Annotated in this window: 24 protein-coding genes; 12 read left to right on the forward strand and 12 right to left on the reverse strand. The window is 69.9% G+C overall.

What is annotated here, in order from left to right:
* Positions 1 to 177: 177 nt before the first annotated feature.
* A complete protein-coding gene (locus QOL69_RS03785; RefSeq protein ID WP_283402090.1) occupies positions 178 to 3,033 on the forward strand; it encodes a GAF domain-containing protein in 2,856 nt (951 codons plus the stop codon).
* A gap of 117 nt (positions 3,034 to 3,150) precedes the next feature.
* Here QOL69_RS03785 and QOL69_RS03790 read toward each other — a convergent pair whose 3' ends face one another.
* The 6 genes from QOL69_RS03790 to QOL69_RS03815 all read right to left on the reverse strand — a co-directional run bounded on the left by QOL69_RS03790 (position 3,151) and on the right by QOL69_RS03815 (position 9,618).
* Entirely contained in the window at positions 3,151 to 4,023 is an 873-nt protein-coding gene (locus QOL69_RS03790; RefSeq protein ID WP_283402091.1) for a sulfurtransferase, read from the reverse strand.
* Positions 4,024 to 4,162: 139 nt separating this feature from the next.
* A complete protein-coding gene (locus QOL69_RS03795) occupies positions 4,163 to 4,588 on the reverse strand; it encodes a universal stress protein (RefSeq protein ID WP_048076302.1) in 426 nt (141 codons plus the stop codon).
* Positions 4,589 to 4,716: 128 nt separating this feature from the next.
* Positions 4,717 to 5,709, reverse strand: a complete 993-nt coding sequence (locus QOL69_RS03800; protein WP_283402092.1) for a Gfo/Idh/MocA family protein — start codon at positions 5,707 to 5,709, stop codon at positions 4,717 to 4,719.
* A gap of 67 nt (positions 5,710 to 5,776) precedes the next feature.
* Positions 5,777 to 6,286 carry a GNAT family N-acetyltransferase gene (locus QOL69_RS03805; RefSeq protein ID WP_283402093.1) on the reverse strand — a complete coding sequence of 170 codons (510 nt, stop codon included), beginning with the start codon at positions 6,284 to 6,286 and terminating at the stop codon, positions 5,777 to 5,779.
* Positions 6,283 to 7,608 (reverse strand): ornithine cyclodeaminase, nickel-pincer nucleotide-dependent, encoded by a 1,326-nt coding sequence (locus QOL69_RS03810; protein WP_283402094.1) that lies wholly within the window; start codon positions 7,606 to 7,608, stop codon positions 6,283 to 6,285. Before QOL69_RS03810 ends, QOL69_RS03805 begins: the two co-directional genes overlap by 4 nt.
* 108 nt (positions 7,609 to 7,716) lie before the next feature.
* Positions 7,717 to 9,618 carry a site-2 protease family protein gene (locus QOL69_RS03815; protein ID WP_283402095.1) on the reverse strand — a complete coding sequence of 634 codons (1,902 nt, stop codon included), beginning with the start codon at positions 9,616 to 9,618 and terminating at the stop codon, positions 7,717 to 7,719.
* Between the two features lie 113 nt (positions 9,619 to 9,731).
* On the opposite strand from QOL69_RS03815, the gene QOL69_RS03820 reads away from it, so the two are divergent.
* Both QOL69_RS03820 and QOL69_RS03825 read left to right on the forward strand, forming a co-directional pair.
* Positions 9,732 to 10,223, forward strand: a complete 492-nt coding sequence (locus tag QOL69_RS03820) for a DoxX family protein (RefSeq protein WP_283402096.1) — start codon at positions 9,732 to 9,734, stop codon at positions 10,221 to 10,223.
* Between the two features lie 63 nt (positions 10,224 to 10,286).
* A complete protein-coding gene (locus tag QOL69_RS03825; protein WP_283402097.1) occupies positions 10,287 to 10,526 on the forward strand; it encodes a DUF8024 family protein in 240 nt (79 codons plus the stop codon).
* A 12-nt stretch (positions 10,527 to 10,538) separates the two neighbouring features.
* Here QOL69_RS03825 and QOL69_RS03830 read toward each other — a convergent pair whose 3' ends face one another.
* The 3 genes from QOL69_RS03830 to QOL69_RS03840 all read right to left on the reverse strand — a co-directional run bounded on the left by QOL69_RS03830 (position 10,539) and on the right by QOL69_RS03840 (position 14,125).
* A complete protein-coding gene (locus QOL69_RS03830) occupies positions 10,539 to 12,212 on the reverse strand; it encodes a methyl-accepting chemotaxis protein (RefSeq protein ID WP_283404206.1) in 1,674 nt (557 codons plus the stop codon).
* 171 nt (positions 12,213 to 12,383) lie between these two features.
* A complete protein-coding gene (locus QOL69_RS03835) occupies positions 12,384 to 13,367 on the reverse strand; it encodes a 5,10-methylenetetrahydromethanopterin reductase (protein ID WP_283402098.1) in 984 nt (327 codons plus the stop codon).
* 2 nt (positions 13,368 to 13,369) lie between these two features.
* The gene (locus QOL69_RS03840) at positions 13,370 to 14,125 is read right to left on the reverse strand and encodes a coenzyme F420-0:L-glutamate ligase (protein WP_283402099.1); all 756 of its coding nucleotides are present in this window, start codon (positions 14,123 to 14,125) and stop codon (positions 13,370 to 13,372) included.
* A 453-nt stretch (positions 14,126 to 14,578) separates the two neighbouring features.
* Between QOL69_RS03840 and QOL69_RS03845 the strand changes: the two genes are divergently transcribed.
* From QOL69_RS03845 to QOL69_RS03870, 6 genes are all read left to right on the forward strand, one after another.
* Positions 14,579 to 15,082 carry a DUF367 family protein gene (locus QOL69_RS03845; protein WP_048076297.1) on the forward strand — a complete coding sequence of 168 codons (504 nt, stop codon included), beginning with the start codon at positions 14,579 to 14,581 and terminating at the stop codon, positions 15,080 to 15,082.
* A gap of 92 nt (positions 15,083 to 15,174) precedes the next feature.
* The gene (locus tag QOL69_RS03850; RefSeq protein ID WP_048076296.1) at positions 15,175 to 15,648 is read left to right on the forward strand and encodes a redoxin domain-containing protein; all 474 of its coding nucleotides are present in this window, start codon (positions 15,175 to 15,177) and stop codon (positions 15,646 to 15,648) included.
* A 605-nt stretch (positions 15,649 to 16,253) separates the two neighbouring features.
* A complete protein-coding gene (locus QOL69_RS03855) occupies positions 16,254 to 18,686 on the forward strand; it encodes a heavy metal translocating P-type ATPase (RefSeq protein WP_283402100.1) in 2,433 nt (810 codons plus the stop codon).
* A gap of 64 nt (positions 18,687 to 18,750) precedes the next feature.
* Complete coding sequence (locus QOL69_RS03860; protein ID WP_283402101.1) at positions 18,751 to 19,773, forward strand: hypothetical protein; 1,023 nt, start codon at positions 18,751 to 18,753, stop codon at positions 19,771 to 19,773.
* A 69-nt stretch (positions 19,774 to 19,842) separates the two neighbouring features.
* Entirely contained in the window at positions 19,843 to 20,142 is a 300-nt protein-coding gene (locus QOL69_RS03865) for a WNWW family protein (protein WP_048076293.1), read from the forward strand.
* A 123-nt stretch (positions 20,143 to 20,265) separates the two neighbouring features.
* Complete coding sequence (locus tag QOL69_RS03870; protein ID WP_283402102.1) at positions 20,266 to 20,442, forward strand: hypothetical protein; 177 nt, start codon at positions 20,266 to 20,268, stop codon at positions 20,440 to 20,442.
* 76 nt (positions 20,443 to 20,518) lie between these two features.
* On the opposite strand, the gene QOL69_RS03875 is transcribed toward QOL69_RS03870, so the two are convergent.
* Positions 20,519 to 21,586: a type II glyceraldehyde-3-phosphate dehydrogenase gene (locus QOL69_RS03875; protein ID WP_283402103.1), complete on the reverse strand. Its 1,068-nt coding sequence runs from the start codon at positions 21,584 to 21,586 to the stop codon at positions 20,519 to 20,521.
* 184 nt (positions 21,587 to 21,770) lie between these two features.
* Between QOL69_RS03875 and QOL69_RS03880 the strand changes: the two genes are divergently transcribed.
* Positions 21,771 to 22,721, forward strand: a complete 951-nt coding sequence (locus QOL69_RS03880; protein ID WP_283402104.1) for an aminopeptidase — start codon at positions 21,771 to 21,773, stop codon at positions 22,719 to 22,721.
* Positions 22,722 to 23,229: 508 nt separating this feature from the next.
* Here the strand turns inward: QOL69_RS03880 and QOL69_RS03885 are convergent.
* Positions 23,230 to 24,111, reverse strand: a complete 882-nt coding sequence (locus tag QOL69_RS03885; RefSeq protein WP_283402105.1) for an HVO_0234 family beta-propeller protein — start codon at positions 24,109 to 24,111, stop codon at positions 23,230 to 23,232.
* A gap of 143 nt (positions 24,112 to 24,254) precedes the next feature.
* Complete coding sequence (locus QOL69_RS03890; RefSeq protein WP_283402106.1) at positions 24,255 to 25,259, reverse strand: M23 family metallopeptidase; 1,005 nt, start codon at positions 25,257 to 25,259, stop codon at positions 24,255 to 24,257.
* 257 nt (positions 25,260 to 25,516) lie between these two features.
* Between QOL69_RS03890 and QOL69_RS03895 the strand changes: the two genes are divergently transcribed.
* Together QOL69_RS03895 and QOL69_RS03900 are read left to right on the forward strand one after the other, a co-directional pair.
* Positions 25,517 to 26,500 carry a nucleoside recognition protein gene (locus QOL69_RS03895; protein ID WP_283402107.1) on the forward strand — a complete coding sequence of 328 codons (984 nt, stop codon included), beginning with the start codon at positions 25,517 to 25,519 and terminating at the stop codon, positions 26,498 to 26,500.
* An 81-nt stretch (positions 26,501 to 26,581) separates the two neighbouring features.
* Positions 26,582 to 26,746 carry a DUF7838 family putative zinc beta-ribbon protein gene (locus QOL69_RS03900; RefSeq protein ID WP_195155690.1) on the forward strand — a complete coding sequence of 55 codons (165 nt, stop codon included), beginning with the start codon at positions 26,582 to 26,584 and terminating at the stop codon, positions 26,744 to 26,746.
* Positions 26,747 to 26,972 lie beyond the last annotated feature (226 nt).

The raw sequence follows: 26,972 nt of genomic DNA on the forward strand, positions 1-26,972 counted from the left end.
CGCTTCGGTTCGGGGTAGAAATAGGTTTTCTGCCCGGGCTCGGAGAATGAGGTTCCACCGAAGGAGAGAGTCGTCCGTGCCCGAACCGGATCCGGCGCGGCCGCCGTGTGCGGCGAATCGGAGCGCTCGCCCCCTATCTTATTTACCGTGGCTCCGAATTCGATGGATACGCGGCACATGAGTCCACACCCAGACGCGATCCGCGTTCTCCACGTCGACGACGATCCGGACCTCGCGGAGCTCGCCGCGACCTACCTCGAACGCGAGGACGACCGGATCGACGTCGAGACCGCGACGGACGCGACCGAGGGTCTCGACCGCGTCGCCGACGGCGATGTCGACTGCGTGGTCTCCGACTACAACATGCCCGGTCGGAACGGAATCGAGTTCCTCGAAACCGTCCGCGAGGAACGACCGGAGCTCCCCTTCATCCTCTACACGGGCAAGGGCAGCGAGGAGGTCGCCAGCGACGCGATCGCGTCCGGGGTCACGGACTACCTCCAGAAGGAGAGCGGGACCGGGCAGTACGCCGTCCTCGCGAACCGGGTCACGAACGCGGTCGAACAGTACCGGACGGGCCAGCGGGCCGCCGAACTCGACCGGATCCGCACGCTCGCCAGCGAGATCAACAAGGCGATCGTGCGCGCCGACTCGCGGGCCGCGGTCGAGCGCCGCGTCTGCGAGATCATCAGCGACTCCGACCCCTACCGCTTCGCGTGGATCGGCGAGGTCGACGCCGAAACGAACCGAGTCGAACCCCACGTGTCCGCGGGCGTCGAGCGCGGCTACCTAGACGGGATCACGATCACGACCGACGAGCGCCCGACCGGACGGGGACCCGCCGGCACGGCGATACGCGAACGGCGGGTCGCCGTCTCGCAGGACGTCGCCGAGGATCCCGACTTCGAACCGTGGCAGTCAGCGGCGGTCGAACGGGGGTTTCGGTCGGTGGCCGCACTTCCGCTTGAGTATCAGGACACGCTGTACGGCGCGCTCGCCGTCTACGCCGACCGCCCGAACGCCTTCGACGCGACCGAACGCGACCTGCTCGACGAACTCGGCGACGACATCGCTCACGTCATCCACTCGTTCGAGGTCCGAGAGAGCCTCCGCGAGGAGCGCGACTTCATCGAACAGGCACTCGACGCACTCAACGACATCTTCTACGTCATCGACGCCGACGGGACGTTCCGTCGGTGGAACGACCACCTCGCGGAGACCACCGGCTACATGGACGAGGAACTCGGGGAGATACGGGCGACCGACCTCTTCCCAGAGGAGAATCGGGACCGGATCTCCGCTGCGATAGAGGACGTGTTCGAGACGAGCGGAACGACCGACGAATCCGCGCTGCTGACGGCGGACGGCGAACGCATCCCTTACGAGTTCACCGGATCGCGACTGACCGACCGCGACGGCGATCTGATCGGACTCATCGGAATCGGCCGAGATCTCACGGAGCGCAAACGGCGCGAGCGACGGTTGGCGCGGCTCGTCGACAACCTGCCGGGGATGGTCTATCGATGTGCGAACGAGCCCGGGTGGCCCATGGAGGACGTCAGGGGAGAGGTGACGGAGCTGACGGGGTATCATCCCTCCGACTTGGAGGGCCACGCGGGCGTGTACGGCGACCGGGTCGTCCATCCCGACGACCGAGAGGCGGTGTGGGAGTCGATACAGGACGCGGTCGACGAGCGCGAGCCGTTCGAGATCACCTACCGGATCCGCACCGAGGCCGGGGAGACGAAGTGGGTCTGGGAACGCGGTCAGGGGGTGTATTCCGCCGACGGCGACGTGGGGGCGTTAGAGGGGTTCGTGACCGACATTACCAGACAGGAGGAACACAAGCGGGCCATCAACGCGTTACACGGGACCGCGCGGTCGGTAATGCGGGCCGAGACGGCCGATCGGGCCGCCGAAATCGCCGTCGACACCGTCAACGACGTCCTCGATATGCCGGCGTGCGCCGTCCACCTCTACGACGAGGGCGACCGCGCGTTAGTCCCGGTCGCGTGGACGGACCTGACCGAGGAACTCGTCGGCGAACCGCCGGTGTTCGAACTCGGTGAGGGGCTCGCAGGCAGGGCGTTCGAGTCGGGGGAGCCGGTGATCTACGGCGACCTCTCGGAGGTTTCGGAGCCGTTCAACCCGGACACGCCGATCCGGAGCGAGATCATCCTCCCGCTCGACGACCACGGCGTGCTCCTGATCGGGTCGACCGAACGCGACGCGTTCGACGACGTCGACGTGTCGCTCGCGGAGACCGTCGCGGCGCACACGACGACCGCGCTCGACCGCATCGAGCGCGAACGGGAACTCGAGCGCCAGAACGCGCGGTTAGACGAGTTCGCCAGTATCGTCTCCCACGACCTGCGGAACCCCCTGAACGCGGCCGAGGGACACCTCGACCTGGCCCGGTCGGAGCGCGACGACGAACACTTCGACGCGGTCGCGAGGGCGCACGGCCGGATCGGGTCGCTCGTCGACGATATCCTGACGCTCGCGCGCGAGGGCGCGGCGGTGACCGAGTCCGAACCCGTCGAGTTGGCCGATCTCGTCGGGGACTGCTGGGAGAACGTCGACACCGGCGGGGCGACGCTCGCGATCGATGTCGACTCCGCCGTCATCGCGGATCGGAGCCGGCTCGCACAGCTGTTCGAGAACCTGATCCGGAACAGCGTCGAGCATAGCTCGACGGGCAGCCGGACTCCGTCCGGCGACAGCGTGGAACGCGGTTCCACGAGCAGTCGGGCAGGGCCCGACGATAGTGTAGAACACGGCGGCGACGACCTGACAGTCACGGTCGGCGACTTGGAGACCGGATTCTACGTGGCGGACGACGGTCCCGGAATCCCCGAGGACGAGCGCGAGCGGATCTTCGACGCCGGGTACTCGACGCGCGACGACGGGACCGGGTTCGGGCTCGCTATCGTCGAGGAGGTCGCCGAGGCGCACGGCTGTGACGTCCGAGTCACCGAGAGCGAGGCCGGCGGTGCGCGCTTCGAAGTCACGGGGTTCGAGCCGGTCGAGTAGCGTCGCGTTCCCGCGGTTCGATTCTTTCTGTGTCGAAAAATATCGGAAACGCGGTGTCTTCGGGGAGCGTTGCGCGCGTCGTCGCGCAGGGCGTCGTCTACTCGCTCGTCCGGGGTCCTACTCGCCCGTCTCGATCGGCGCGCCGACGAGGTTGCCCCACTCGGTCCACGAGCCGTCGTAGTTGCGGACGTCGTCGTAGCCGAGCAGCTCGTGCAGGAGGAACCACTCGATCGACGAGCGCTCGCCGACACGGCAGTAGGTGATCGTCGACTCGTCGCCGTCGACGCCGGCGTCGCCGTACAGCTCGCGGAGCTCGTCGGCGCTCTTGAACGTGCCGTCCTCGTTCAGCGTGGTCCCGATCGGGACGTTGCTCGCTCCGGGGATGTGACCGCCGCGCTGGGCCGTCTCGTTGAGCCCTTCGGGGGCGATGACCTCGCCGGAGAACTCCTCGGGGGAGCGCACGTCGACCATCGGGATCCCCTCCTCGATCGCCTTGTCGATGTCGTCCTTGTAGGCGCGGACGCTCTCGAAGGGACCGCGGGCCTCGTACTCGCGCGGCGTGAAGTCCGGCTCCTCGGTCGAGAGCGGGTAGTCGTTGGCGACCCAGTAGCCCTTCCCGCCGTCGATCACGCGGATGTCGTCGTGACCGTAGTACTTGTAGATCCAGTAGCCGAACAGCGCGAACCAGTTCGGGACGCGGCCGCCGCCGTACACGACGACCGTCGTGTCGGCGTCGACGCCGCCCTCGCCGTTTCGCGCCGCGAAGTTCTCCTTCGAGACGATGTCGCGCTCCGTCTCGTCGGTGAACACCGCGTCCCACTCGAAGTTGAGCGCGCCGGGAATGTGCCCCTCCTCGTAGGGGGTGTACTCCGACTCGTCGGTGACGGTCGGGTTGTTGATCTCGACGAGCCGGTGGTCGGAATCGTCGTCTTGGAATTCGTCGAGGCGCTCTTCGACCCAGTCCGCCGTGACGAGTACGTCTTCGGGCATCAATTCGTGTAGTGCCCAACGCCGTTTTGAACGTCCGATAATGGCGGTTCTTTCCGGGGCCTGTGACAGCCGGATCGGCACGGAAAATCGAGGAAATCGGCGGTCTCGCGGCCCCTCAGTAGTTTTCTTTGGTTGATAACTACCGGATCACCGTCACGGGCACGTCGGCCTTGTCGACGACGCTCTTCGCGACGCTGCCGACCACCTGCTCGCGCTCCTCGCTCAGCCCCCGGTGGCCGACGTAGATCGCGTCGACGGCCCCGTCGGCCGCGTACTCCGTGATCGCGTCGGCGGGGCGACCGGTGAGGAGCTGGGTCTCCACGTCGATCGACTCGTCGCCGACGGCCTCCTCGGCGACGGCGCGGGCGTTCTCCAAGACCCCCTGTCCCGCCTCGACCGCGGCCTCCTCGCCCGGGAGGATGATCGTCCCGTCGACCAGCTCCGAGTCCGGGGTCAGCACGTGGGCGATCTCGAGCGTCTCGTAGAACGCGACCGCCTGCCGCGCCGCGTATCGGACGGCTTCGTCGCTCTCCGTCGACCCGTCGGTCGCAACGAGGTAGCTCATACGCGGAGATGGGTCCGAGAGACGTATAATTCCTGTCGGGCGTTCCCGTCTCGCGAGTCCGCGGCCGCCGCCCGGTGGCACCCGATTCCGGGCTATATTCCGCCGTCGCCGTCAGCTCTCGATTCCGGCTACGGTGCGCCACCACCGTCCGCCCCGGGCCGAACCCGGTCGCCCTCGGAGGCGTGGACCGCGTCCAGTGCCTCCTGAACGCGCGTCGCCTCCGCGAACGAAACGAGGTCGCCGCCGTCGCCGTCGACCGCGCTCGCGAACTCGGTCAGGAGGTCCGCGACCGTGTCGCCGCGCTCGTCGACGAGCGTCGTCTCGCCCTCCCGGCCGCGGTCGCGCACGAGCCGGTACCACTCCGTCAGCGACAGCGACGCCTCGTCGCCGACGACGGTGATCGCGTTCTCCTCGTCGCCCTCGTGGTCGCAGAGCAGGTCGATCGTCCCGCGGACGCCGTCGGCTCGGAACGTGCCGACCACGTCGTCCTCGTACGTGTCCGGCCCCGAGTAGCCGACATCCGCGGAGACGGTCTCGATCGGACCGAACAGCTCCTGAACCCCGAAAAGGAAATGCGTCCCGACCTCGCGCAGCGGGCCGCCCTGCGCGCGCGACTCCAGCCACGCCACGTCCTGCCACTCGCGGGGCCACTCGGGGAACCGGAACCGGAGTTCGACCCGGCGCGGGTCGCCGATTTCGCCCGCCGCGACCAGCTCCCGCAGCCGGACGAACCCCGGCGTGTAGCGGAACGGGAGGTTCACGGCCGTGACGCGGTCCGTCTCCGCTTCGAGCGCCGCCAGCTCGCGGCCCGTCTCCGCGTCGGCCGCGATCGGCTTCTCGCAGATCACGTGCCTGTCGGCCGCGAGCGCGTCGGCGACCACCTCCCGGTGGGCGAGCGGCGGGACCCCGACGTAGACGGCGTCGAGCTCGTCGATACCGACGAGCGTCTCGTGGTCGGTCGTCGTCGCGGTGCGGTCGGTACCGTGGTCGGCCGCGAGCTCCTCGGCGCGGTCCGCGTCGAGGTCGCAGGCCGCCGCCAGTTCGTACCGGTCGTGGTCGGCTATCGCGTCGGCGAGTCGGTTCCCGATCACGCCGCAGCCGACGATCCCGATCTGGATCACGCCCGTCGAGAGCGGTCGGACGCGCTTGTAGCTTCGGAAGTCGGACGGGTCGGCGCGTCGGGCGTCGTCAGGCGTCGTCCAGCGGTCGCGCGACCATCTCGCCCCACGACTCGAGGCCGTGGCGGTCGTAGAACCCCTTCGCGCGCTCGTTCGCGGGGTCGACGTCGAGGACCAGCCGGTCGAGCGGGAGGTCTTGGTCGGCCGCGAGCGCGAGCGCCGCGTCGATCAGGTCGTCCGCGACGCCGGTCCCGCGGTGTTCGGGCGCGACGTACAGCTCGTTCAGGACCGCGGCGTCCCAGACCATCGCCAGTCGCTCGGGGAGGACGAAGACGTAGCCGACCACCGCTCGGGTCCGGGAGTCGACCGCGACCGTCACGCACCGGGGGTCGTCCTCGACGCAGCGGTCGACCCAGTCGAGCCAGCGCTCGCGGTACGCGTCCGTGAGTTTGCCCTCGTAGGCGGCCGCCTTCTCGTCGCCGCCGGTGTTCTCGCCGAGGCCGCGCTCGAAGGCGACCTTCGACTCGTACAGCCCCTCCGCGTCGCGCTCGCGGTCGTAGGGACGGATGTCGACGGTCACGCGTCACCTCCTTCCGCGTGGCCCTCCGCACTCCCCGCCTCCTCCAGCACGAACTCCGCGAGCGTCGGAACGAACGTCCCGATGTCGGTGACCATCCCGATCGCCTGCGCGGAGCCGCGGTCGAGCAGTTGGGTGACGGTGGCGGGGTTGATGTCGACGCAGACGGTCTTCGTCGTCGACGGGAGGCAGTTCCCGACCGCGACCGAGTGGAGCAGCGTGGCGAGCATGATCACGAGGTCGGCCTCGTGGGCCTGCTCGCGGATCGCGTTCTGCGCTTCCACCGCGTCGGTGATCGTGTCCGGGAGCGGCCCGTCGTCGCGGATCGACCCCGCGAGGACGGTGTCTACGTCGTTTTCAACGCACTCGTACATCACTCCCTCCGTGACGATCCCCTCCTCGACGGCGGCCTCGATCCCGCCCGCCCGGATAATCTCCGAGATGGTCCAGATGTGGTGTTTGTGGCCCTTCCGGGGGTGTTCGAGCGTCTCCACGTCCATCCCGAGCGACGTGCCGTAGATGGAGCGTTCGAGGTCGTGGGTGGCGAACCCGTTGCCCGCCGAGAGCGCGTCCACGTAGCCCGCTGCGACCAAGTCGGCGAGCGCGTTGCCAGCCCCCGAGTGGATCACCGCGGGGCCGGCGACGACCATCACGTTGCCCCCGTCTTCTTTCACCGCGCGCAGTTCCGCGGCGACCTCGCGGATCGTCGACTCGGAGGGGCGCTCGGCGGAGACGCCGCCCTGCATGAAGCCGAACGCGCCGCCGCCGCTCCGCGGGCGCTCCGGCGGGTTCACCCGGATCCCGGACTCGTCGGTCGCGACGAGGTCCCCCTCCTCGACCGCGTTGAGCGTCTTGGTGTACGCGCGCGGACCGCCGTCGGTCTCGTCGTCGCCCGAGGCGTCCGCTCGGTTCCCCTCGCCGGCGTCCGCTGCCGGCTCGGGTTCGACCACCAGCGCGCAGTCCATCTCGATCCGCTCGACCGCGATCCACTCGCCGCCGTACAGCACCTCAGTCGGGTGGTTCGTGGTGGAGTAGAAGTTCGGCGGGACCACCTTGTCCGCGGGCGCGGCGACGAGGTTCACCTCCGAGGGGTCCTCCAGCACCGCCCCGTTCTGGTGGAGTTCGTGGAGGATCGCCCGCAGCGTCTCGGTGTCGTCGGCGGAGACGGTCAGCCGGCAGTACGACTCCTCCGTCTCGTGTTTCCCGACGTCGAACTGCTCGACGTCGAACGATCCGCCGAGGTCCATCACCGCACCGAAGCAGCGCTGCATCGTACCGCTGTCGATGATGTGTCCCTCGAGTTCGACGGTCCGCGAGCGGGTCATACGGGTCCGTCGCGCCCGCCGGGGAAACGCGTTTCCCTCAAGCGGGAGGCAGTTTTTCGCAACCGCCGGAGAGAAGCGTTTTCACGGCCCGGAAGTCGGTGACCCGCCTCAGATCAGCCCGAGCGCGGTGAGGATCTGGTTGCCGAAGATCATCGCGATCAGCCCGGCCAGCATCACCAGCCCGGACGAGACCGTGATGGTCCGCACCGCCGCGTGGCGATCGCTGATCGGGACCCGGCTGACCACCGCCTCGGCGACCATCCGCAGGATTCGGCCACCGTCGAGCGGGAACGCCGGCAGGCAGTTAAAAAGCGCCAGCTGGATGTTGATCCACCCCGACCAGAAGAGGAGGTTCGCCAGCAGGAAGACGCCGCCGCCCAGCGCCGCGAGCGGCCCCTCGACGACGAAGAAGTTGGTCAGGTCGCCGGTAAAGCCCGCGAAGTTGAACGGGAGCCCGAACAGGCTGCCGAGCGGGAGGATCAGCGCGACGAACACCAAGCCGAGCGGCGAGTCGGTGACCCCGCCGAGCGCGAGCCCGTCGCCCGCGCCTTCACCGCCCTCGCCGCCGAGCAGTTCGAGGTACGCGCCCGCGGGGTACTCGGTGACGCCCACGTCGTCAAGCGCGAGGCCGCTCGTGCCGGGGAAGACGCTGACCCCGATGAACCCGCCGTCGCGGTTCGGGTGCGGGTCGAGTTCCACGTCGTAGGTCTCGCGCTCGCCGTCGGAATCGTACACCGTGACGGGGACGGTCTCGCCCGCGTCGCGGTCGCCGAGGACCGCGGAGAGCGCCTCGTTGTCGACGACGCGCTCGCCGTCGATCGAGACGATCGTCAGCGGCTCGCCGAGGGCCGCCCCCTCGTCGTGGATCGGGCCGCCCTCCTGAACGCCGACGACGTACGCGCCGATCGGTACGTCCGGGACGGTGACGGCGACCTCGCCGTCCGCGGTCTCGACGGTCGAGGCGTCCTCGGCCCCGGGGGCGTCGCGGACCGGGTCGAGGACGCTCGCGTTGCCGGTCACGGTGAGCGTCGCGCGCTCGTCGTCGCCGACCGCGGCGAAGAAGTCCGACTCGATCGCGACGCGCTCGCCGTTCACGGCCGCGACCGTCACGGGCGATTCCCCGATCGTCACGTTGAGCGGGTTGCCGCCGGCGGAGCCGACGACCTGTAGCTCGCGGTCGACCGTCACCGTTTCTCTCCGCTCGCCGTCGTCGACGGTGAGCGCGACCGAGTCGCCCGCGTCGGCGATCGCCGACTCGAACTCGCCGCTCGTCTCGATCGGGGTCCCCGCGACCTCGACGATCCGGTCGCCCTGCGAGATGTCCGCCGCGGCCGCCGGGGAGCCGGGGTTCACCTCGCCGACCGCGTAGCCCGCCGCGGGCGAGATGGCCCCCACGACGGGACCAAAGAGGAGCGCGAAGACGACGACCGTCAGCACCGTGTTCGCGGTGACGCCCGCCGCGAACATCCGGGCGCGGGCACCGCGGGAGGCCGCCTGCGTCGCCTCCTCGTCGGGTTCGACGAACGCGCCGACGGGGAGCAGCGCGAAGAAGACGAGCCCCATCGAGTCGATGTCGATGCCCTCGACCCGACAGAGGAGCCCGTGTGCCCCCTCGTGGATCACCATCGCCACCGCGAGGCCGGCGACGATCTCGGGCGCGACGGAGAGGGGGAGGAAGTCGTTGACGCCCGGGATGATGAGGAAGTTCTGCGGCTGCTGGATCGCCGAGGGCTGCGCGTTCGTGAACGCCGACATCGCCGACGAGAGGATGAGCGCGAACGACGCCACCATCGCCACCAAGGCCCCGCCCAGCCCGAGGTTGGCGACCGCGCGCCAGAACCGCTTCGGCGTCGCGAGCCGTCCGAGGAAGGCGCGGCCGCGGAGGGTCCGGAGGGTCAACACCGGACCGGAGACGCGGACCGCGTCCGGGAGGATCCCCCTGTTCCGCAGCCACATCGCGACCGCGGAGTACGCGAGGACGCCCGTCAGCACCCAGAACAACGTGTTCATTACCGACGCATTGGGTTCGACCGTCCCTAAGGGGTTCGGTTCCGGGGACCCGGGCGAGGGTTCCGGGAACCCGCCGCCGAGGACTGATACCCCTCCCGCCCGTGTGGCGAGGTATGACCGACGACGAGACCGACTCTGACCCCGAAGCTGACTCCGACGACCCCGACCGATCGCTCGCGCCGCTGATGGGCGCGACGTACGTCGCCGCCGGAATAGCTCACTTCCTCGCGCCGAAGCGGTTCGCCGCGGCGATCCCGCCGTCGTTCCCGCGGCCGGTCGGGCTCGTGTACCTCTCCGGAATCGCCGAAGTCGTCCTCGGAGCCGGCGTCGCGCTGCGGCGGACGCGACGCCCGTCTGCGTGGGGGATCGTCGCCCTCCTCGTCGCCGTGTTCCCGGCCAACGTCCACCTCGCTCGGAGCGACGTGCTGAACGACCTCGTCCCGGAGCGGTTCGCGGATATCGCGCGGCTGGCGGCGTGGGTCCGCCTCCCGTTTCAGGCGGTCCTGATCGGCTGGGCGCTCCGGTACGCGCGCTCGGAGGAAACGTCGATGTCCGAGGCGGAACCGGACCCGTCGATGTCCGAGGCGGAGCCGGACCGGGCGTAGCCCGGCAGGCGAGACGCCGCCGCGAACTCAACACCCAAGTACCCCCCGGTCCAACCGTGGCCCATGATCGCGCTCATCGACTTCGTCTCGCGGCTGGTCGGCGACGTCGGCCGGTTCGTCGACATCTTCCTGAACGACCTGATCCTCGGCGCGGGCGACCCGCTGTCGGCGCTCCTCGTCGTCGTCGGACAGGTCCTGCTCGTCAGTGCGGTGGCCGTGCTGGGCTACGCGGCGGTCGGCGCGCTTCTGGGCGAGATCGGCGTTGACCTCCCGGCGCTCGGCGGCCGCGGTCGCTCGGAATAGCGGCTCCCTTCCTCAGTCGTCGTCGCCGGTCGTCGCCGAGCGCGCTCCGGCGTCTCCCGGCGGGCCCGACGCTCCCGGGCCGCGGACCGCGTTTCCGGTCCCAGCGTCCCCGTCCGGCACCTCGAACTCCGTCAGCCGCGCCAGTAGCTCGTCGGACTGGTCCGAGAGGGTGTGAACCCGCCCCGTCACCTCGGAGACGGTCGCGGTCTGTTCCTCTGCCGCGGCCGCGACGGTCTCGGCTTCGGTGGCGGTCTGCTTGCTCACGGAGGCGACCCCGTCGACCATGTCGACGACCTCCTGCGTCGTGCGCGCCTGGTCGTCCGTCGCGTCGCTGATCTCTTGGACGGTCTCGTCGACGGTCGTCACGTCCTCGACGACCCCCTCGAACTCCCGCAGCGTGGACTCGATCGTCTCGACGCCCTCCGCGACCTGCGTCTCCATCGCCTCTGCGTCGGCGGCGGTCTCGGCCGACGCCTCCTGAACCGCCTCGATCCGCCCGGAGATCTCCGCGGCGGACTCGCGGGTCTCCTCCGCGAGCGACTTCACCTCGTCGGCGACGACCGCGAACCCGTCGCCCGAGCCGTCGGCGCGCGCCGCCTCGATCGAGGCGTTCAGCGCGAGCAGGTTGGTCTCCTCGGCGATCTCGTCGATCACGGCCGCGATCTCGTCGATCTCGCCGACCCGCTCCGCGAGGTCGGTGACCGCGGCGGCCGTCTCGCCGATCCGCGTCTCCAGCGTCTCCAGTTCCGCGATCGCCTCGGCGGCCTCCTCTCGTCCCGACCGACCGCGTTCGGCGGCGTCGCGGGCCGTTTCGGCGGCGTCGTCCGCGCTCGCCGCGATCTCTTCGACCGTCGCCGACAGCGTGTTCATCTCGCCGGCGATCGCCTCCAGCTCGTCGGTCTGTTCGGCCGCGCCGTCCGAGATCTCCTGGACCGAGCCGGCGACGTCGCCGCTCGCGTCGTCGACCTCGTCCATGCTCGCGCGCACGTCGTCCGCGGTCCCGGCCACGTCCGCCGTGAACGCGCCCACGTCGCCGAGCGTCTCGCCGAGCGTCGCGACGAGCCGGTTGTAGTTGTCGACCAGTTCGTCGTACCGCTGCCCGTCGGTCGCCAGCGCGGCCCCGTCGATCGTCGCGGTCAGGTCGCCGGCCTGCGCCCGCTCCGCGGCGTCGCCGAACGCGTCGACGAGCGCCTCCATCTCGGTGGTGTACGCGGCGAGGTTGTCGGCCATCTCGTCGAGCGACTCGCCGAAGGAGCCGGGGACCTCCTCGTCGAGCGCCGGATCATCGAACTCCTGTGCCGCGATCGCCTCCGCCTGCGCGGAGACGGTGGTGAGGTAGCCGCGAACCTCGTCGAACGCGCCGACAAGGCTCCCGATCTCGTCGGGCTGGCTCGGGTCGAGCGCCGCGTCGTCGGTCCCGCCGGCCCCGCTCAGGTCGCCGGCGGCGATCGCCTCAGCCTCGCGCTCCAGCGCCCGGATCGGCCCGGCGAAGTCGCGGCGGACGATGAGGAGGGTGTTGTAGATAGCGACGACGGCCCCGGCGAACAGGACCCCGGAGATCACGTATGCGGCGGTCCCGTCGACGAGGAACTGCGTGAGGAAGATGCCGACGGTGACGAGGAACTGGATGCCGACGGCCGTGACGACTTTCCGCTCTATGGACTCCGTGACGCCGAGCGCGTCCATGGTCCGCCACAGGAGGGCCTCGTACCGCCCGCGGATCCCCGGGCGGCGCTGTCGTGTCGTGGACATATTCGGACCTCGATGAGAACGGGTTATGAACCTCCCGGCGGCGTTATCACGAGCGATTCTCGATTGTCACCGACCGGGAATCCGGTCGGCCGGAGTCCGGTCGGATTAAAAGTGGTCGCCGACCGCTTCGGCCGCGAGGTCGACGGCCGATTCGAGGTCGGGCCCGAGCGGCGAGCCGACGACGAGCCCGTCGGCGTGGTCGGCGACGGCGGCGGCGCGCTCGCGGACGGTCTCGGGCGTGCCCGCCATACAGAACGCGTCGATCATCGCGGGGGTCACGCGCTCGAACGCCGCGGAGAACTCCCCGGCGGAGACCGACTCGCCGATCGCGCTCGCCGCGTCCGGGTCGATCCCGTGTCGCTTCAGGACGGGCGGGGCCGCGCCCGCGGCGATGAACGCGACCGGCGGTCGGGCGGCCTCGCGGGCGGCGTTCTCCTCTTCCGCGACCGACACCGCGGCGTAGGCGATCAGGTCGAACTCGCCCCGGCCGTCGGGGCGGTCGTCGAGCCCGTCGTCGACCTGCTCGCGGGCCCACGCCAGGTCCTTCGGGTGCGATCCGTTGTAGAGGAGTCCGTCCGCGTGTTTCGCGGCCATCCGGCACATGTGGGGGCCCTCGCCGCCGACGTGGACTGGAATATCCGCGCCCTGCGGCGGCTCGTAGTTGAGGCCCGCGTCGGCGGCGTCGAAGGTCCCCTCGTGGTCGACGCGTTCGCCGGCCCACAGCTTCTGGGCGGTCTTGAACGCCTCCAGCACGGGGCGGAGGCCGCGTTCGTCTTCGAGTCCGAGGTTCGCGAGCGTCGAGGGGTCGCCGGGGCCGAGTCCGAAGACGGCCCGGCCCGCCGAGGCCTCGTCGAGGGTGGCGACCTTCGAGGCGAGCGTCACGGGGTGGGTCTCGTAGGGGTTGGCGACGCCCGGGCCGAGCCGGACCGAGTCCGTGGCGGCCGCGAGCCGCGAGAGGAACGCCCACGGGTCGCGGTTGTTGTAGTGACACGTCGAGTAGACGGCGTCGTAGCCGGCCTCCTCGGCGCGGACGCCGAGGTCGACGAGGCGGTGCAGCTCGTGTTCTGGGGTGAGTTCGATGCCGAGCATGGTTATTCCTCGAAGCGCCACTCTCGCAGGGCCTGGCGGACGAAGTCGCCGTCGACCTCGCGGAAGTGGTTGTCCGATCCCTCGTGGTCGCCGAAACTCCAGTCGCGGACGACGACGACCGGGGTTCCCCCGTCGCCCTCGCCGGCGACGAGGTTGGCGGCGGCGGCGAGTTCGTCGATCACGTTCTGGACGGTGACGCCCATCTCGCGGCCGTCGCGGTCGCGCTCGCCGCGCCAGTCGCGGCTGGCGGGCAGGCCGGCCCACCCGATCGCGACCCCGCGCTGGCCGTGGCGGAAGGGCCGCCCGCAGGTGTCGCTGACGACGACGCGGTCGGCCGCGAGCCCCTCCCGGATCCGGTCGGCGCTCTCGGAGGGGCGGTCTGGGAGCAGAAGCAGGTCGCCGTCGGGAACGTTCGACCGGTCGATTCCGGCGTTGACGCCGATGTGGCCGAACCGCGTCGCGGTGAGGAGGAACGGGGCCTCCATGATCAGCTCCGTCGACTCCTCGATGACGGCCTGCGCGAACCGGGGGTCCTTCTCCTCGCCGGAGACCTCCGCGAGGCGGTCGGCGACCTCGTTCGCGCGCGACCCGGCCGGGAAGTCGTCGAGGTCGAAGACGCGCCCCTCGGCCTTCGAGACGACCGTACTCGCGACGACGACCACGTCGTCCGCGCGGAGGTCGACGCGCTCGTCGATCATGGCCGCCAGGTCGTCTCCCTCCCGGATCTCTGGGAGGTCCGGAACCGCGAACAGCTCCATGCGATCACCTGCGCCGCGACGATGAAAAACCCCGCCGGTACCGGGCCGGTTTGACGGTATCGGGGGTGTGATCCAGACCGATCGGGACTGACTGCCATCAGTTGAATCCGTTTTTCAGCAGTAGAACTGGGTAATCGGTGTACATTCACTTGTGTAATCCGCATTATTTTGGTCAAGTAATAGAATATAAGGCGAACACTAATTGTTTTAGCCAAGCTGTTTTCCGTGGCGACGACCGACTGACGCCCGCGATGAGTGACACACCGACCGAAGAGGAATCGGACCTGATCGAGACGCGAACGCGCGTCCCCTCGGAAGACGACGAACGCGACCGTATCGTGACGCAGACGCGCGCCCCGTGATCGGGCGCGGACGGCGGCTCCGCCCGTTTTTTCGTCGGCTTCCGCTGGCTCCGTTCGTACGCCTTATAACCGGCTCGGCCAATGGCGTACCGTGGACTTACACGTCCGGTACGAGGGCGACGACGACCCCGACAAGTGTACGGCGCGGAAGCTCGCGCGCTTCGACCTCGCGGAGCTTCATCGCTCGGACCGCGCCACGCCGTACGGCGTCGTGTTAAACCCCCACGCCGAGCGCGCGCTCTCGCCGGCGGACGCCGAGCGCGCCCGCGAGAACGCCCTCGTCGCGCTCGACTGCTCGTGGGAGTCGGCGGGCGAGAAGATGTTCTCGCTGCCGGGCGAACACCGCGCGCTGCCGTACCTCGTCGCCGCCAACCCCGTGAACTTCGGGCGGCCGATGAAGCTCACGACCGTCGAGGCGTTCGCGGCCGCGCTGATACTCCTCGGCGAGCGCGACCACGCCGAGCGGATCCTCTCGAAGTTCACGTGGGGCGAGACGTTCCTCGAACTCAACGACGAACCGCTCCGTCGGTACGCCGACTGCGAGGACTCCGCGGAGATCGTCGCGGTCCAACAGGAGTACCTCGACCGGGAGTAGCCCGGGAACGGGCGAGCTCGGTTCACAGTCGACACCAGAACCGAGCGGGGGTGAGACAAGCCTTTTGCCCGAATCGGACGTACGATCGGTCGATGGTATCCACAGGCGACGCCGCACCCACGTTCACCGCGACGGTCGGCACGAGCGACCACGAACCGTTCGACCTCGACGAGGAGATCGGCGACGGGCCGGTCGTCCTGGCCTTCTTCCCCGGCGCGTTCACGCCGCCGTGTACGAACGAGATGATCGCGTTCCAGGAGCGCGCCGACGCGTTCGCGGACGCGGGCGCGACGCTGTTCGGGATCAGTGCCGACTCGCCGTTCTCGCAGGGCGCGTTCCGCGAGGAGCACGGGATCGAGTTCGACCTCGTGAGCGACATGGCCGGCGACGCCATCCGGGCGTACGGCCTCGAAATCGATATCGCCGACCTGGGGCTTCACGGGATCGCCAACCGGGCAGTGTTCGTGATCGACGACGACGGCGAGATCGTCTACGACTGGGTCGCCGACGACCCCACGAACGAGCCGGACTACGAGGCTGTGCTGGACGCGGTCGAGAGCGCTTAGGACAGCGACGTGCTGGCCGATCACGGTCCAGCGACACCCGAATTTCTGTTTTTCACTGCTGCTGACGCATCGTCGATCGACACGACTACCGAAGCCCCGGCCGCTCGACTGTACGTGACTTCCTTCGGTGAGAGCGACTCCGTGACCGAGACCACCGAAGCCCCAGCCGGGAGGCGGACAGACGCTCGCTGTGCTCCTCGCTCGGTCGCTTCGCTCCCTCGTTGCGGTGCTTGCGTCGCCTCTGCCCGCCTCCCGGCTGCCCCTTCGAGTCCCGCCTCACCCCGCCCCGCACAGCCTCACGCCTCCCCAGCCTCGTCGGCCGGCCTCCGCTTCGCTCCGGCCGCCCGACTCCCTCGCGCGGCGCTCTCGCCGGCGGCTTCGCCGCCGGCTGTCCGAGGGACCTTCGGTCCCTCGCTACTCGCGCCCCTAAAAGGGCGCTCGGAGGCGCGCGCCGACCGGAAAACGGGTGAGTAGTGGCCGAGAATGCCGTGTATAAATACTCGCTGAAAATTGCTACTCTCAGTTTAATTTTTAATAACTATTTATAAATAGGGTCTCGGAGATGGCAGTCGGATTAATAACGCTCCGCCGGGTACGATCGGGTAATGAGCGACTCACGCGAACCGACCGGTCCCGATGACGGGCCGACCGAACCGTCCGGCGGGGGGTCCGACCGCCCCGACGGGACGGAACTCCGGCTCTCAGTGCCGGACATGGACTGCTCGTCGTGCGCGGGGAAAGTCGAGGGCGCGCTCGACCGCGAGGGCGTCCTCTCGGTCGACACGCGACCGACGACGGGCGTCGTCGTCCTCACGTACGACCCGGAGCGCACGGACGTCGAGGCGCTGACGGCGGCCGTCGAGCGCGCCGGCTACGCGGTCGCCGACGCGGAGTCAGACGGCGTCGCGGACGACCTGTTCACCAGCCCCCGAGCGATCGCCACCGCGATCGGCGGCGGCCTCCTCGCGGTTGGGCTCGTCTTGGAGTGGCTGCTCCCCGGACTCGACCCGACCTTGGTGACGCTGGGTGGGATTGGCTTCCTCGGCCCGTACGTCGTCACCGGGGCGTCCGTCGCGTACCTGCTGGCGGTCGCGGTCGCCGGCCCGCCGATCCTCCGGAACGGGTTCTACTCGCTGCGGGGGTTGAGCCTCGACATCGACCTGCTGATGAGCGTGGGAGTCGTCGCGGCGCTGCTCGTCGACCTCCCGTTCGAGGCGGCGACGCTCGCGGTGCTGTTCTCGGTCGCCGAACTCCTCGAACGCTACTCCATCGACCGGGCGCGCACCTCCCTGCGCGAGCTGATGGAGCTGTCCCCCGACGAGGCGGTCGTGATCCGCGACGGCGACGAGGAGACCGTGCCCGTCGAGAGCGTGGCGACGGGCGAACGGTTGGCGGTGCGCCCCGGCGAGCGCGTCCCCCTCGACGGCGTCGTCCGCGAGGGGTCCGGCGCGGTCGACGAGTCGCCGATCACCGGCGAGTCCGTCCCCGCGGAGAAGGCCTCCGGCGACGAGGTGTACGCCGGCTCGATCAACGAGGCCGGCTACCTCGAAATCGAGGCGACGGCCCCCGCGTCGGAGTCGACCATCGCGAAGGTCGTCGAACTCGTCGAGGCCGCCAACGGCGAGGAGACGCGCGCCGAGCGGTTCGTCGACCGCTTCGCGGGCGTCTACACTCCGGTCGTCGTGGTCGGGGCGATCCTCACCGCCGCGCTCGGCCCGGTTCTCGTCGGCGGCGGCGCGGAGACGTGGTTCGTCCGCGGGCTCACCCTGCTCGTGGTCGCGTGCCCCTGCGCGTTCGTCATCTCGACGCCCGTCAGCGTCGTCTCCGGCGTCACCGCCGCGGCCCGCAACGGCGTCCTGATCAAGGGCGGCGAACACCTGGAGGCCGCGGGCGACGTCGACGCCGTCGCGCTCGACAAGACCGGGACGCTCACGCGGGGCGAGCTGTCGGTGACCGACGTCGTCCCGCTCGGCGGCCGCGACGCCGCCGACGTGCTCGCGTGCGCGACCGCCATCGAGCGACGGAGCGAACACCCGGTCGCGGAGGCGATCGTGAGCCGAGGCGAGGAGACGGAGGTCCGCGCCGACGCGGATTCGACCGATGTCACCGGCTTCGAGGCCCTGACCGGCGAGGGCGTCCGCGCCGACCTCGACGGCAAGACCCACTACGCCGGCAAGCCCTCGCTGTTCGCGGACCTCGGCTTCGACCTGAGCCACGCGCACGTCCGGTCCGACGGCGGCGTGGTCCGGGGCGCGGAGCGCCACGAGTCGGCCGAGGACGCCCCGGAGACGCCCGACCCCGAACCCTGCGACCACGGGAAGTACCTCGATCTGGCGAGCGAGACGATCCCGCGGCTACAGGCCGAGGGGAAGACGGTCGTCCTCGTGGGGACCGAGACGGAGCTTGAGGGCGTCATCGCGGTCGCGGACACCGTCCGCCCGGAGGCGGCGTGGGTCGTCGACCGACTCCACGACCTCGGGGTCGACCGCGTCGCGATGCTCACCGGCGACAACGAGCGGACCGCGCGGGCGATCGGCGACCGCGTCGGCGTCGACGAGGTGCGCGCGGAGCTGCTGCCGGACGAGAAGGTCGCGGCGGTTCGCGAACTTGCCGCCGAGACCGAGGGCGGCGTGGCGATGGTCGGCGACGGGATCAACGACGCGCCGGCGCTCGCGGCCGCCGACGTCGGGATCGCGATGGGAGCCGCCGGCACCGACACCGCCATCGAGACCGCCGACGTGGCGCTGATGGCCGACGACCTGACGCGGCTCCCGTACGTGATCGACCTCTCGGCGCGGGCGAGCGACACGATCCGCCGGAACATCGGAGCCACGCTCGCGGTGAAGGCCGTCCTCGCCGCAGGGGCCCCGCTCGGCTACGTGAGCGTGGCGATGGCCGTGGTCGTCGGCGACATGGGGATGAGCCTCGGGGTCACCGGCAACGCGCTCCGGCTCGGGAACGTGGAACCGGCCGAGCCGCCGGCGTCGAGCGCGGAGTCCGCCGATTCTGACGCGCGGTCGGTCGAACCGGGCGCGTAATCGCTCGGAGCGCGACGGAGACCGACCTCACTCTTTTTGTCTGACGGGCGGTAACTCGGCTCGTATGCCCTCCGAGAGCGGAACCGCCACCACCGACACCGCCGACGCCGCCGACCGTCGGGGATCCGACGACGACGCCGAACGCGTCGCGCCCGCCGAGTCCGCGACGGGGGAGTCGGACGAGTCGCCCGGCTCCGACGAGACTCCCGGACTGGGTCCGATCGAGTGGGGGCCGGTCCGACACGACCGGCTCCGATCGGTCGCGTTCGGCGTGAGTCTCGTCGTCGCGGTCGGGCTCCTCGCGGTGATCGGGGTCGTCGCCGTCGCCGTGGCGGAGGCGGCGTGGGCCGCCGCGACCGGCGGCGGAACGGTCGGCGACGCCGAGCTGTGGGTACTCGGCGTGCTGCTGCTCGTCGGCGGTCCGTTCTCGCTCGTATACCTCCTGATCGCCTACGACCGATCGACGGAGGGGGCCCGCGAGGAGCTCCGGTCGACGTTCGGCGACTACTCGCTCTCGGTGGGATCGATCCGTCCCCGCTGGGTGCTCGCGGGTATCGTCCCGCTCGCCACGCTCTGGGTGTGGGGACCGTCGCCGACCGATATCGGACTGTTCTACCTGTTCCCGCTGATCTGGTTCCTACCGATCTTCGCCGGCTCGAAGGGAACGTCGATCCGGCTCAGTCCGGCGGAACGCGTCGTCGAGCGGACGGACCACACGCACGACCGAACTCGGACTGACGACCTCGACTCTGTGGTGCGGACCCGCCGGATCGACTTCCCGTGGACGACGGTGTTCCTGCTCGCCTACCGCGGGAACGCGTGGTATCGGTCGACGCCGTGGCTGTTCGTGCCGTCCGAGAAGGCGGACGCGGTGGAGTCGACACTCGACGCGGTGCTGGCGGCGAGCGACGGGCCGGACCGCGCGAGCGTTCCGGAGCGAGTCACGCTCGCCGTTCTCGGCTCCTTCTCGCTCGTCGTCGGCCTCCTGATGGCCGTCGCGGGCGGCGAGGGCGCGGGCGGGATCGCGCTGGCGCTGCTCACCGCTCCGTTCTCAATCCTCTTCCTCGCGCTCGCCGCCCGACTGTGAGCCGGCTACGGCACCGGATGTGCGACCCCCTACCACGCGACTCATATACCCGCGTCCCGTAACACGGACATGGACAGACAGCGTCTGGAACGCGCGCTCGAAGACGAGTTCGGCGGGACCGAGGCGGAGCGGCGCGCCGTCTCGCGAGCGGCCCGCGACCTCGTCGACTCCGGTCGGCCCTCCGAGGACCGCGGCCACGGACTGACGGTAAGCGGGGCGGTCGGACACATGGAGGACGCCCCGGACGGCTCCTCGCTGGTCGAGCGGTGGAACTGGTGGATGGGCGCGCTCGACGCCGCCTACGGCGGCTACGACTACTTCACGGTGCGGTTCGTCGACGGCGACGAAGCGGCCGGTCTCCGCCGATAGGCCGGATCGGAGTTCGACCGCGATCCGATCTCGGATTCGCCGGCACCGACGCCGAGGCGTCCACTTTCACTTTCACTCCGCGGACGGCTCGGTTATAGGAGCGTTCCCTCCCGATCGGGAGGTATGAGCGTAGTCACCGCCGACCGACCGCAGTACGTGACGCCGACGCGCGTGGACGTCACCGAGTGTCGAACCGACCGCCTCCCGGACCGGGCCCGTGCGAACCGCGTCGACGGCAGCGAGGTCCACCTCGAACGCCGCGGCGGGCGGACGTTCCTCGTGACCCGACCGACCGAGTGAGTACTGTCTCCGCCCGGTAGCGGGCGAAGCGGACCGACCGCGGCCCGACTGATAGTGAGAAAATCGAGCGAACCCGTCAGTCGTCGGCCGCGAGTTCCGCGCGCGCCAGTTCGCCGTCCCCCAGTCGGCTGTCGAGACCCACGCCCAGCGTCTCGTTCGTGCGCGCCATCGATTCGGCTCGGCCGACGTCGGTCGCCATCGCGCGGATCGCGTCGACGTTCTCGGGGACGACGTCGGCCTCCTGGTGGACGTTCTGGAAGAGGTAGAGGTCCCGGCCCGTGACGCTTATCGACTCCTCCCAGACGCAGTTCTCCCAGAGGTCTCCCCGGGGACGTCCCGCGTCGGCCGCGTACTCCTTCAACGCGCCGGCACCGTCGATGCCCGCGGCCGCGGGTACGAGGAAGATCCGGTCCTCGCCGGCGAGCAGGTCGCGGACGTCGTTCTCGTCCGGTTCGGTCTCCAGCGTGACGTTGACGCTGTGGGTGTGCATCCCCGTGACCGGTGCCTTCAGCGCCGCGGTGTCGACCGCGACGTCGGGGAGAATTTCGTTCACGTCGGGTCCGTGGTGAGACGGGACGGTCGCCGGGTCGGGAACGATGTCGTTTATCGGGCCGCGGTCGGTCTCGCTCGGGTCGCCGCCGCGGCGCACGAGGGTGACGCGCGCTTTCCCGATCCCGTACGCCTCGTCGAGCGGCGCGAGCAGCCGCGAGAGCGCGGTCGTGTTACAGGAGACGACGCGGACGGTGTCGGCGTCGCGGGCGGCCTCGAAGCGCCCGCGAGCGTTGAACGAGGCCTCGGCGACGGCGGCGTCCTCGCCGCCCTGGAACACCGCCGGCGTGTCGTGGGCCTCGTAGACGGGGGCGTTGCGCTCGCCGACGCCGGAGGGCGCGCAGTCGACGATCACGTCGACGGCGTCGAGCAGGTCGTCGAGCGATCCGGCCAAGTCCACGCCGGCGGCCGCGAACTCGTCGACGCGGTCGTCGACCGCCGCGTACAGGTCGTAGCCGCGACGGACTGCGGCCTCGACGCCGTAGTCGGGCGACGCCTTCGTCACGCCGACGAGTTCCATGTCGGGCTGGGCCGCCACGGCGTCCGCGACCCGTTTCCCGATCGTGCCGTAGCCGTTGACGCCCACGCGTGTCATATCCGTCCGTCACTCGGGCATCGACATAATGTTTTCGAGGGGAGCAAAATGAAATTAACTACCCCACGAGTAAGCAGTCGGTTAATTCGACGGAAATCGGGACCGGACGTAAATAATTCGATTACGGAATAGAGTAAAACCGTCGATGACAAGGCCTAACGCCCGGCCGTTCAGAGGTGGCGGTATGACAGCCGATCTCTCCGACGGTGCCGAGACCGCGATCGAACAGTGCCTGAACGTCGCTTCCGACGAGTCGGTCGTCGTCGTCACCGACGACGAGCGCGAGCCGATCGGCGAGGCGCTCTACGCGGCCGCGAACGCCGTCACGGGCGACGCGACGATCCTGCGATACCCGCCGGCCGACCAGCACGGGGCGGAGCCGCCGGCACCGGTCGCGGCCGCGATGGCCGAGGCCGACGTCTTCCTCGCGCCCACCACGAAGAGCCTGAGTCACACCCGCGCCCGCGGCGCGGCCTGCGACGCCGGCGCGCGCGGCGCGACGCTCCCGGGAATCACCGAGGACGTGTTCACGACCGGCCTCGACGCCGACTACGCCGCCATCGAGGCCGCCTGCGACGACGTGCTGGGACAGATCGGCGACGCCGACGAGATCCGGGTCACCGCGCCCGCCGGCACCGACGTCACGTTCGGGATCGGCGACCGCGAGTGGCTGGCCGACACCGGGATGGTCCGCGATCCGGGCGACTTCTCGAACCTGCCCGCGGGCGAGGTGTTCGTCGCGCCCGAGACCGCGACCGGCACCTACGTCGTCGACGGGACGATGATGCCCCACGGCCTGCTCGACGAGGACCAACAGCTCCGGTTCGAGGTCGAAGACGGGTTCGTCACCTCCATCTCGGACGACGAGATCCGCGCCGACGTGGAGGCCGCCGCCGAGGAGGTGGGCGACGCCGCGTACAACCTCGCGGAGCTTGGAATTGGGACGAACGTCGGCGTCGACGAACTGGTCGGCTCGGTCCTCTTAGACGAGAAGGCGGGCGGCACCGTTCACGTCGCGATCGGCGACAACGCCGGAATCGGCGGCGAGACCGACGCGCCGCTCCACCTCGACGGGATCATCCGGAATCCGACCGTCTACGCCGACGGCAAAGAGATTGACCTGCCGAGCGCGTAGGAGGGTCGAAAGCGAGAACGAAGTCGATCACTGAGAAGTGGAACAGCGGTGGCGCGTGCCTGCGAGCGGCCGCCCCCGGCGGCCGCGAGTAGGGAGAGACCGAAGGTCTCTCTGATAGCCGGCGGCGCAGCCGCCGGCGACAGCACGCGCGAGGGAGTCGTGGTCGCCCCCGGCGACCGCGACGAGGCTGGGGAGGCGTGAGGTGCGGTTGCTGTGCGGTGCGGGGCGGGACTCGAAGGGGCAGTCGGGAGGGTGGCACACGCTCGTTGCGCTCCTCACTCAGTCGCTCGTTTCACTCGCTCCCTCGCTGCGGTGCTTACGTCACCTGTGCCGTCCTCCCGGCTGGGGCTTCGGCGGTCTCGGTCGCAGAGTCGCTCCCAATGAGATTCGTCCCGTACGGCCGAGCAGCCCGTAATTTAGCGGTCTCGGTCACAGAGTGGGCTACTCCGTAGCAAGCGGTTGGGACGGTAGCACCGCTCGCTATCGGTTCAATCTCCGTTTCATCGAATCATTCGACGACGGCGAGCGCGACGCCAGCGACATCTCGAACGCCGACCACCTGATGACGCCAGCCGTCACCCGCGTCCACGCAGAGCGTTCCCGCCGCGGTGACGACGACCGAGACGCCGGGACCGTAGCTGAGCGCGACCGGCTCCTCGTCGACCGGCAGGTCGGTCGGCTCCCACGCCTCGTCCCCCCACTCTCCCGCGCCCGCGTGGACCAACAACTCCCCCTCGACGACCGCCATCGCGTGGCCGTCGCCGTCGGCCGCGACCGCGTCTGTCGCCTCCTCGCGAACCGTCATCCAGCCGTTGCCGAGCCAGTAAAGTCCCGTGCCGGTCGCCGCCAGCGGCATCCCGGAGCCGGCCACGTCGCGGGCGTCGTCGAGCCCGCCGTCTTCGATCCCGCCGCCCGCGACGCGGTACACCCCGTCGACGGCCGCGACGAGCGCGCCGTCGACCGCCCGTGGATCCGCGACGGAGCCGAGCCGCGTCGTCGACGCGACCGCCGTCCCGCCGTCCGCGAACGCAACGCGCTCGATCGCGCCGCCCTCGCGCGCGACGAGGAGTGAACCGCCGCCGCTCGCCGGCCCCACCGCGACCGCCGGGTCGTCGTCGACCGATGCGAGCTCCGGATCCTCGCCGACCGCGGCGACCGCGAGGCCGTCGGGCGTGGCCGCGGCGACGAGGTCCGTCGGCTCGTCGCGCGCGAGGACGGCGACGTCGCGGGCGGGATCCCGGGCGATCATGTCGAACGCGCCGATCTTGTCGGCCGACAGCGACACGCGGACGACCCCGGCCCCGGTCGCGACGTAGGCGTCGGTCCGGCCGGCGCTGCCCGCGTACACGCGCTTTTCGTCGATCGAGATGTCGTCCTCGGCGGGTGCCATCGGGCAGGGATTCACCGGCCGGGATGAAAAGTCTCGCGCGGCTCGACCGGAGTGAACGGGGCAGTCCGACTGACGTGTTCGGGGCGCTCCGTCGGAAACCGACCCCCGCCTGTGATCGCCTCTCGCCACCGATCGTCCCGAACTCACCCGCGCTGTCGGACGCGGTCACCGGCCCAGAGGTACACCCCGTCTCCGCCCTCCCGGTCGGCGTAGACCGGGCGCTCGTCCGCCTTCCGGTCGTCGCGCTCGACATCGACGCCGTGGAAGCGCGGCGCGAGGCCCGCCGCGGTCCAGAAGTCGGCCGTGTCTTGAAGCTGGTAGTGGAGGTGCGGTTCGCTGGAGTGCCCGGAGTTGCCACACCGACCGAGAAGGTCCCCCGCCGCGACTTCTTGGCCCTCAGAAACCGTCGTGCTCCCGGCCTGAAGGTGTGCGAGGAAGGAGTACTCGCCGTCGGCGTGTTCGATGGTGACGTGGTTGCCCGCGATGTCCCAAGTGCGCCACTCGACGAGCGCCGTTCCGACGCCCGGGTAGTCCCGGCGGCGGTCGCTCACGTCGACGACCGTCCCGGCGGCGGGCGCGACGACCGGCTCGCCGTAGGCGTAGTAGTCCGCAAGCTCGGTTCCCGATCCGGCGTGGGTCGTTCCGTCGCCGTCGGTTCGCAGGAAGTCGTAGGCGTAGCGCTGTGAGAAGATCCCCCACGAGTGGGAGGTGTCGGGCGTAACGCCCCCGTTGACCACGGTCCACTCGCCCTCGACGGGGAGACGCAGCTCCGTCTCGGGAGCCCGTCGCTCCGTACTCGGTAGATCCCCTCGGTATCGGACGTACGCGACTCCCTGTCCGGCGAGCTGGAGGAGCTGTGTGAAGATCCCCCACGGCGTGAACGCCCAGCGGAGCACCCCGAGGAGGTAGACCGCCCGCTCCCGGTTCGTCATCTCGTACTCGAAGCCGTTCTCGTCGCTCGGCACCGTCGAGAGCAAAACGGGGAGGAATCCTCCGCCTAGGTAACAGAGGAAGGCCAGCCACCACGGCCCGTCGAAGTGGCTCACGGTGAACCCGAGCGCGAAGCCGGCGGCCACGACGAGCCACATGTTGACGCCGGCGAGACGGTCGAGCACACGCCGGGGCAGGGAGCGGGCGTGTTCGGTCATACCGTCCGGTGATTCACGAACGCGATAGTCGTTTGGGTTCGGGGGGCTCTCAACGCTTCGTCGCCCGCCCGTTTGGGTCGAGACGTGTGTGAGGAACGGCGATTCGACGGAGCGACCGGAGTGAGCCGACCGACCCCCCGCGCCGTTTCGATGCCCCGAATCGTTCCGACGCCCCGCGCCGTTCCGACGCCCCGCGCCGTTCCGATACCCCGAACCGTTCCGACGGCCATTTGGTCGCCCCCGACCTACCGCAGCGCGTGCAATCGGTCGTCGCCGACCTCTCGACGCTGCTCGCGGACGTGATCCCTCGGCTGGCCCGGATCACGGCGTTCATCGCGGGCGGGGTCTTCGCCGCTAACGTCGCCGTCGCGTTCGGGCTGGTCCGCTACGTCGCGGGGGTCGCCGGGTGGCTCACGCGGCCCGCGAACCTCCCGGACGAGGTCGGTACGGCGATCCTCACGACCGCGGCGTCGACGACCGCGGGCTACGCCACGCTCGCGGAGTACCGCGAGTCCGGCTTCCTCGACGACCGGGCGACGCTCGTCGCCGTGGTGATGAACACCTTCTTCGGGTTCGTCCAGCACGTGTTCACCTACTACGTCCCGGTGTTGATCCCGATCCTCGGGGTCACCACCGGTGCCGTCTACGTCGGCGCGCGGGCCGGCATCGCGCTGCTCATCACCGTCACCGGCGTCCTCGCGGGCGGACTGCTCCTCTCGGAGTCGAACGTCGACCGGTCCGCGCTCGCCGACGTCGACGCGACCGGTCCCGACGCCGACGAGCGCGACGCCCGCGAGCGCGTCCGCGACGCCGCGGGGAAGTCGTGGGGCACGCTCCGCCGGATCGTCCCGCGGCTCGCGGTCGTGTACACCCTCGTGATCTGGCTCGTCTCCACGTACGACGTGGCGGCGCTGACGAGCGTCGCGGAGCCGATAACCGGCGTGTTGGGGCTTCCGGGTGCCGCCGTCCCCGTCATCGCGGTGTTCACGCTCGACACGACCGCGGGGGCGGTAACGCTCGCGGGGACCGAGGCCGGGGTGTTCACCACGCGCACCGCGGTCGCGTCGCTGCTCATCGGGAGCATCCTCTCTTTTGCCGTCTCCACGTTCCGGCGGTCGATCCCGTTCCAGTACGGGATCTGGGGCGCGTCGTTCGGGACGAAGGTGATCGTCGTCAACACCGGACTGAAGCTCGTCTTCATCTCCGCGACGGTCGCGCTGCTGCTCGCGCCGGTGTGGTGAGGGCGGGGTTCGGAGCAGCCGACCGCGGACCGCGACGCCCGGACCAGTAGGTTCAACACCGTCCCCGACCGATCGGCGCGCATGGCGCTCGAAAAGGACGTGGACTGTCCCGCGTGTAGCGAGACCCGTTCGTTCTACCGGACCGCGGCGATGACGCTCCACCTCGGTGAGAAGACGAAGTGGCGCTGTCCCGACTGCGGCTACGGCTACGTCGAGATCAACGGCATCGACACGCTCCCGGCCTGAATCGACGAGTCTCTTTTCCGACCTCCCGTCCTGAACCGACAGGTACTACTCCCCTCTCTTGGCCTGAATCGACGGCGCTGACACGCTGGGAGTTCTTCGCACCGATCGTTCGGCCACGACCCAGACGAATTCTCATTTCCCCGAGACTGTCGTTGTATTTAATAAACATATCCCCGGAAGGTAGACGCGTGTTATCTAATGACACGGGAAGATGGCCAGCGAAACT

This window comes from Halorubrum sp. DM2 (assembly GCF_901686465.1).
GTDB lineage: Archaea > Halobacteriota > Halobacteria > Halobacteriales > Haloferacaceae > Halorubrum.

What these genes read in the sequence shown, in the direction of transcription:
- QOL69_RS03875 (WP_283402103.1), bottom strand. Translation starts at nt 21,586, where the DNA reads ATGACACGCGTGGGCGTCAACGGCTACGGCACGATCGGGAAACGGGTC.
- QOL69_RS03870 (WP_283402102.1), top strand. Translation starts at nt 20,266, where the DNA reads ATGAGCGTAGTCACCGCCGACCGACCGCAGTACGTGACGCCGACGCGC.
- QOL69_RS03840 (WP_283402099.1), bottom strand. Translation starts at nt 14,125, where the DNA reads ATGGAGCTGTTCGCGGTTCCGGACCTCCCAGAGATCCGGGAGGGAGAC.
- QOL69_RS03835 (WP_283402098.1), bottom strand. Translation starts at nt 13,367, where the DNA reads ATGCTCGGCATCGAACTCACCCCAGAACACGAGCTGCACCGCCTCGTC.
- QOL69_RS03860 (WP_283402101.1), top strand. Translation starts at nt 18,751, where the DNA reads ATGCCCTCCGAGAGCGGAACCGCCACCACCGACACCGCCGACGCCGCC.
- QOL69_RS03900 (WP_195155690.1), top strand. Translation starts at nt 26,582, where the DNA reads ATGGCGCTCGAAAAGGACGTGGACTGTCCCGCGTGTAGCGAGACCCGT.
- QOL69_RS03865 (WP_048076293.1), top strand. Translation starts at nt 19,843, where the DNA reads ATGGACAGACAGCGTCTGGAACGCGCGCTCGAAGACGAGTTCGGCGGG.
- QOL69_RS03795 (WP_048076302.1), bottom strand. Translation starts at nt 4,588, where the DNA reads ATGAGCTACCTCGTTGCGACCGACGGGTCGACGGAGAGCGACGAAGCC.
- QOL69_RS03890 (WP_283402106.1), bottom strand. Translation starts at nt 25,259, where the DNA reads ATGACCGAACACGCCCGCTCCCTGCCCCGGCGTGTGCTCGACCGTCTC.
- QOL69_RS03850 (WP_048076296.1), top strand. Translation starts at nt 15,175, where the DNA reads ATGGTATCCACAGGCGACGCCGCACCCACGTTCACCGCGACGGTCGGC.
- QOL69_RS03815 (WP_283402095.1), bottom strand. Translation starts at nt 9,618, where the DNA reads ATGAACACGTTGTTCTGGGTGCTGACGGGCGTCCTCGCGTACTCCGCG.
- QOL69_RS03785 (WP_283402090.1), top strand. Translation starts at nt 178, where the DNA reads ATGAGTCCACACCCAGACGCGATCCGCGTTCTCCACGTCGACGACGAT.
- QOL69_RS03885 (WP_283402105.1), bottom strand. Translation starts at nt 24,111, where the DNA reads ATGGCACCCGCCGAGGACGACATCTCGATCGACGAAAAGCGCGTGTAC.
- QOL69_RS03810 (WP_283402094.1), bottom strand. Translation starts at nt 7,608, where the DNA reads ATGACCCGCTCGCGGACCGTCGAACTCGAGGGACACATCATCGACAGC.
- QOL69_RS03830 (WP_283404206.1), bottom strand. Translation starts at nt 12,212, where the DNA reads ATGGACGCGCTCGGCGTCACGGAGTCCATAGAGCGGAAAGTCGTCACG.
- QOL69_RS03880 (WP_283402104.1), top strand. Translation starts at nt 21,771, where the DNA reads ATGACAGCCGATCTCTCCGACGGTGCCGAGACCGCGATCGAACAGTGC.
- QOL69_RS03825 (WP_283402097.1), top strand. Translation starts at nt 10,287, where the DNA reads ATGATCGCGCTCATCGACTTCGTCTCGCGGCTGGTCGGCGACGTCGGC.
- QOL69_RS03855 (WP_283402100.1), top strand. Translation starts at nt 16,254, where the DNA reads ATGAGCGACTCACGCGAACCGACCGGTCCCGATGACGGGCCGACCGAA.
- QOL69_RS03820 (WP_283402096.1), top strand. Translation starts at nt 9,732, where the DNA reads ATGACCGACGACGAGACCGACTCTGACCCCGAAGCTGACTCCGACGAC.
- QOL69_RS03790 (WP_283402091.1), bottom strand. Translation starts at nt 4,023, where the DNA reads ATGCCCGAAGACGTACTCGTCACGGCGGACTGGGTCGAAGAGCGCCTC.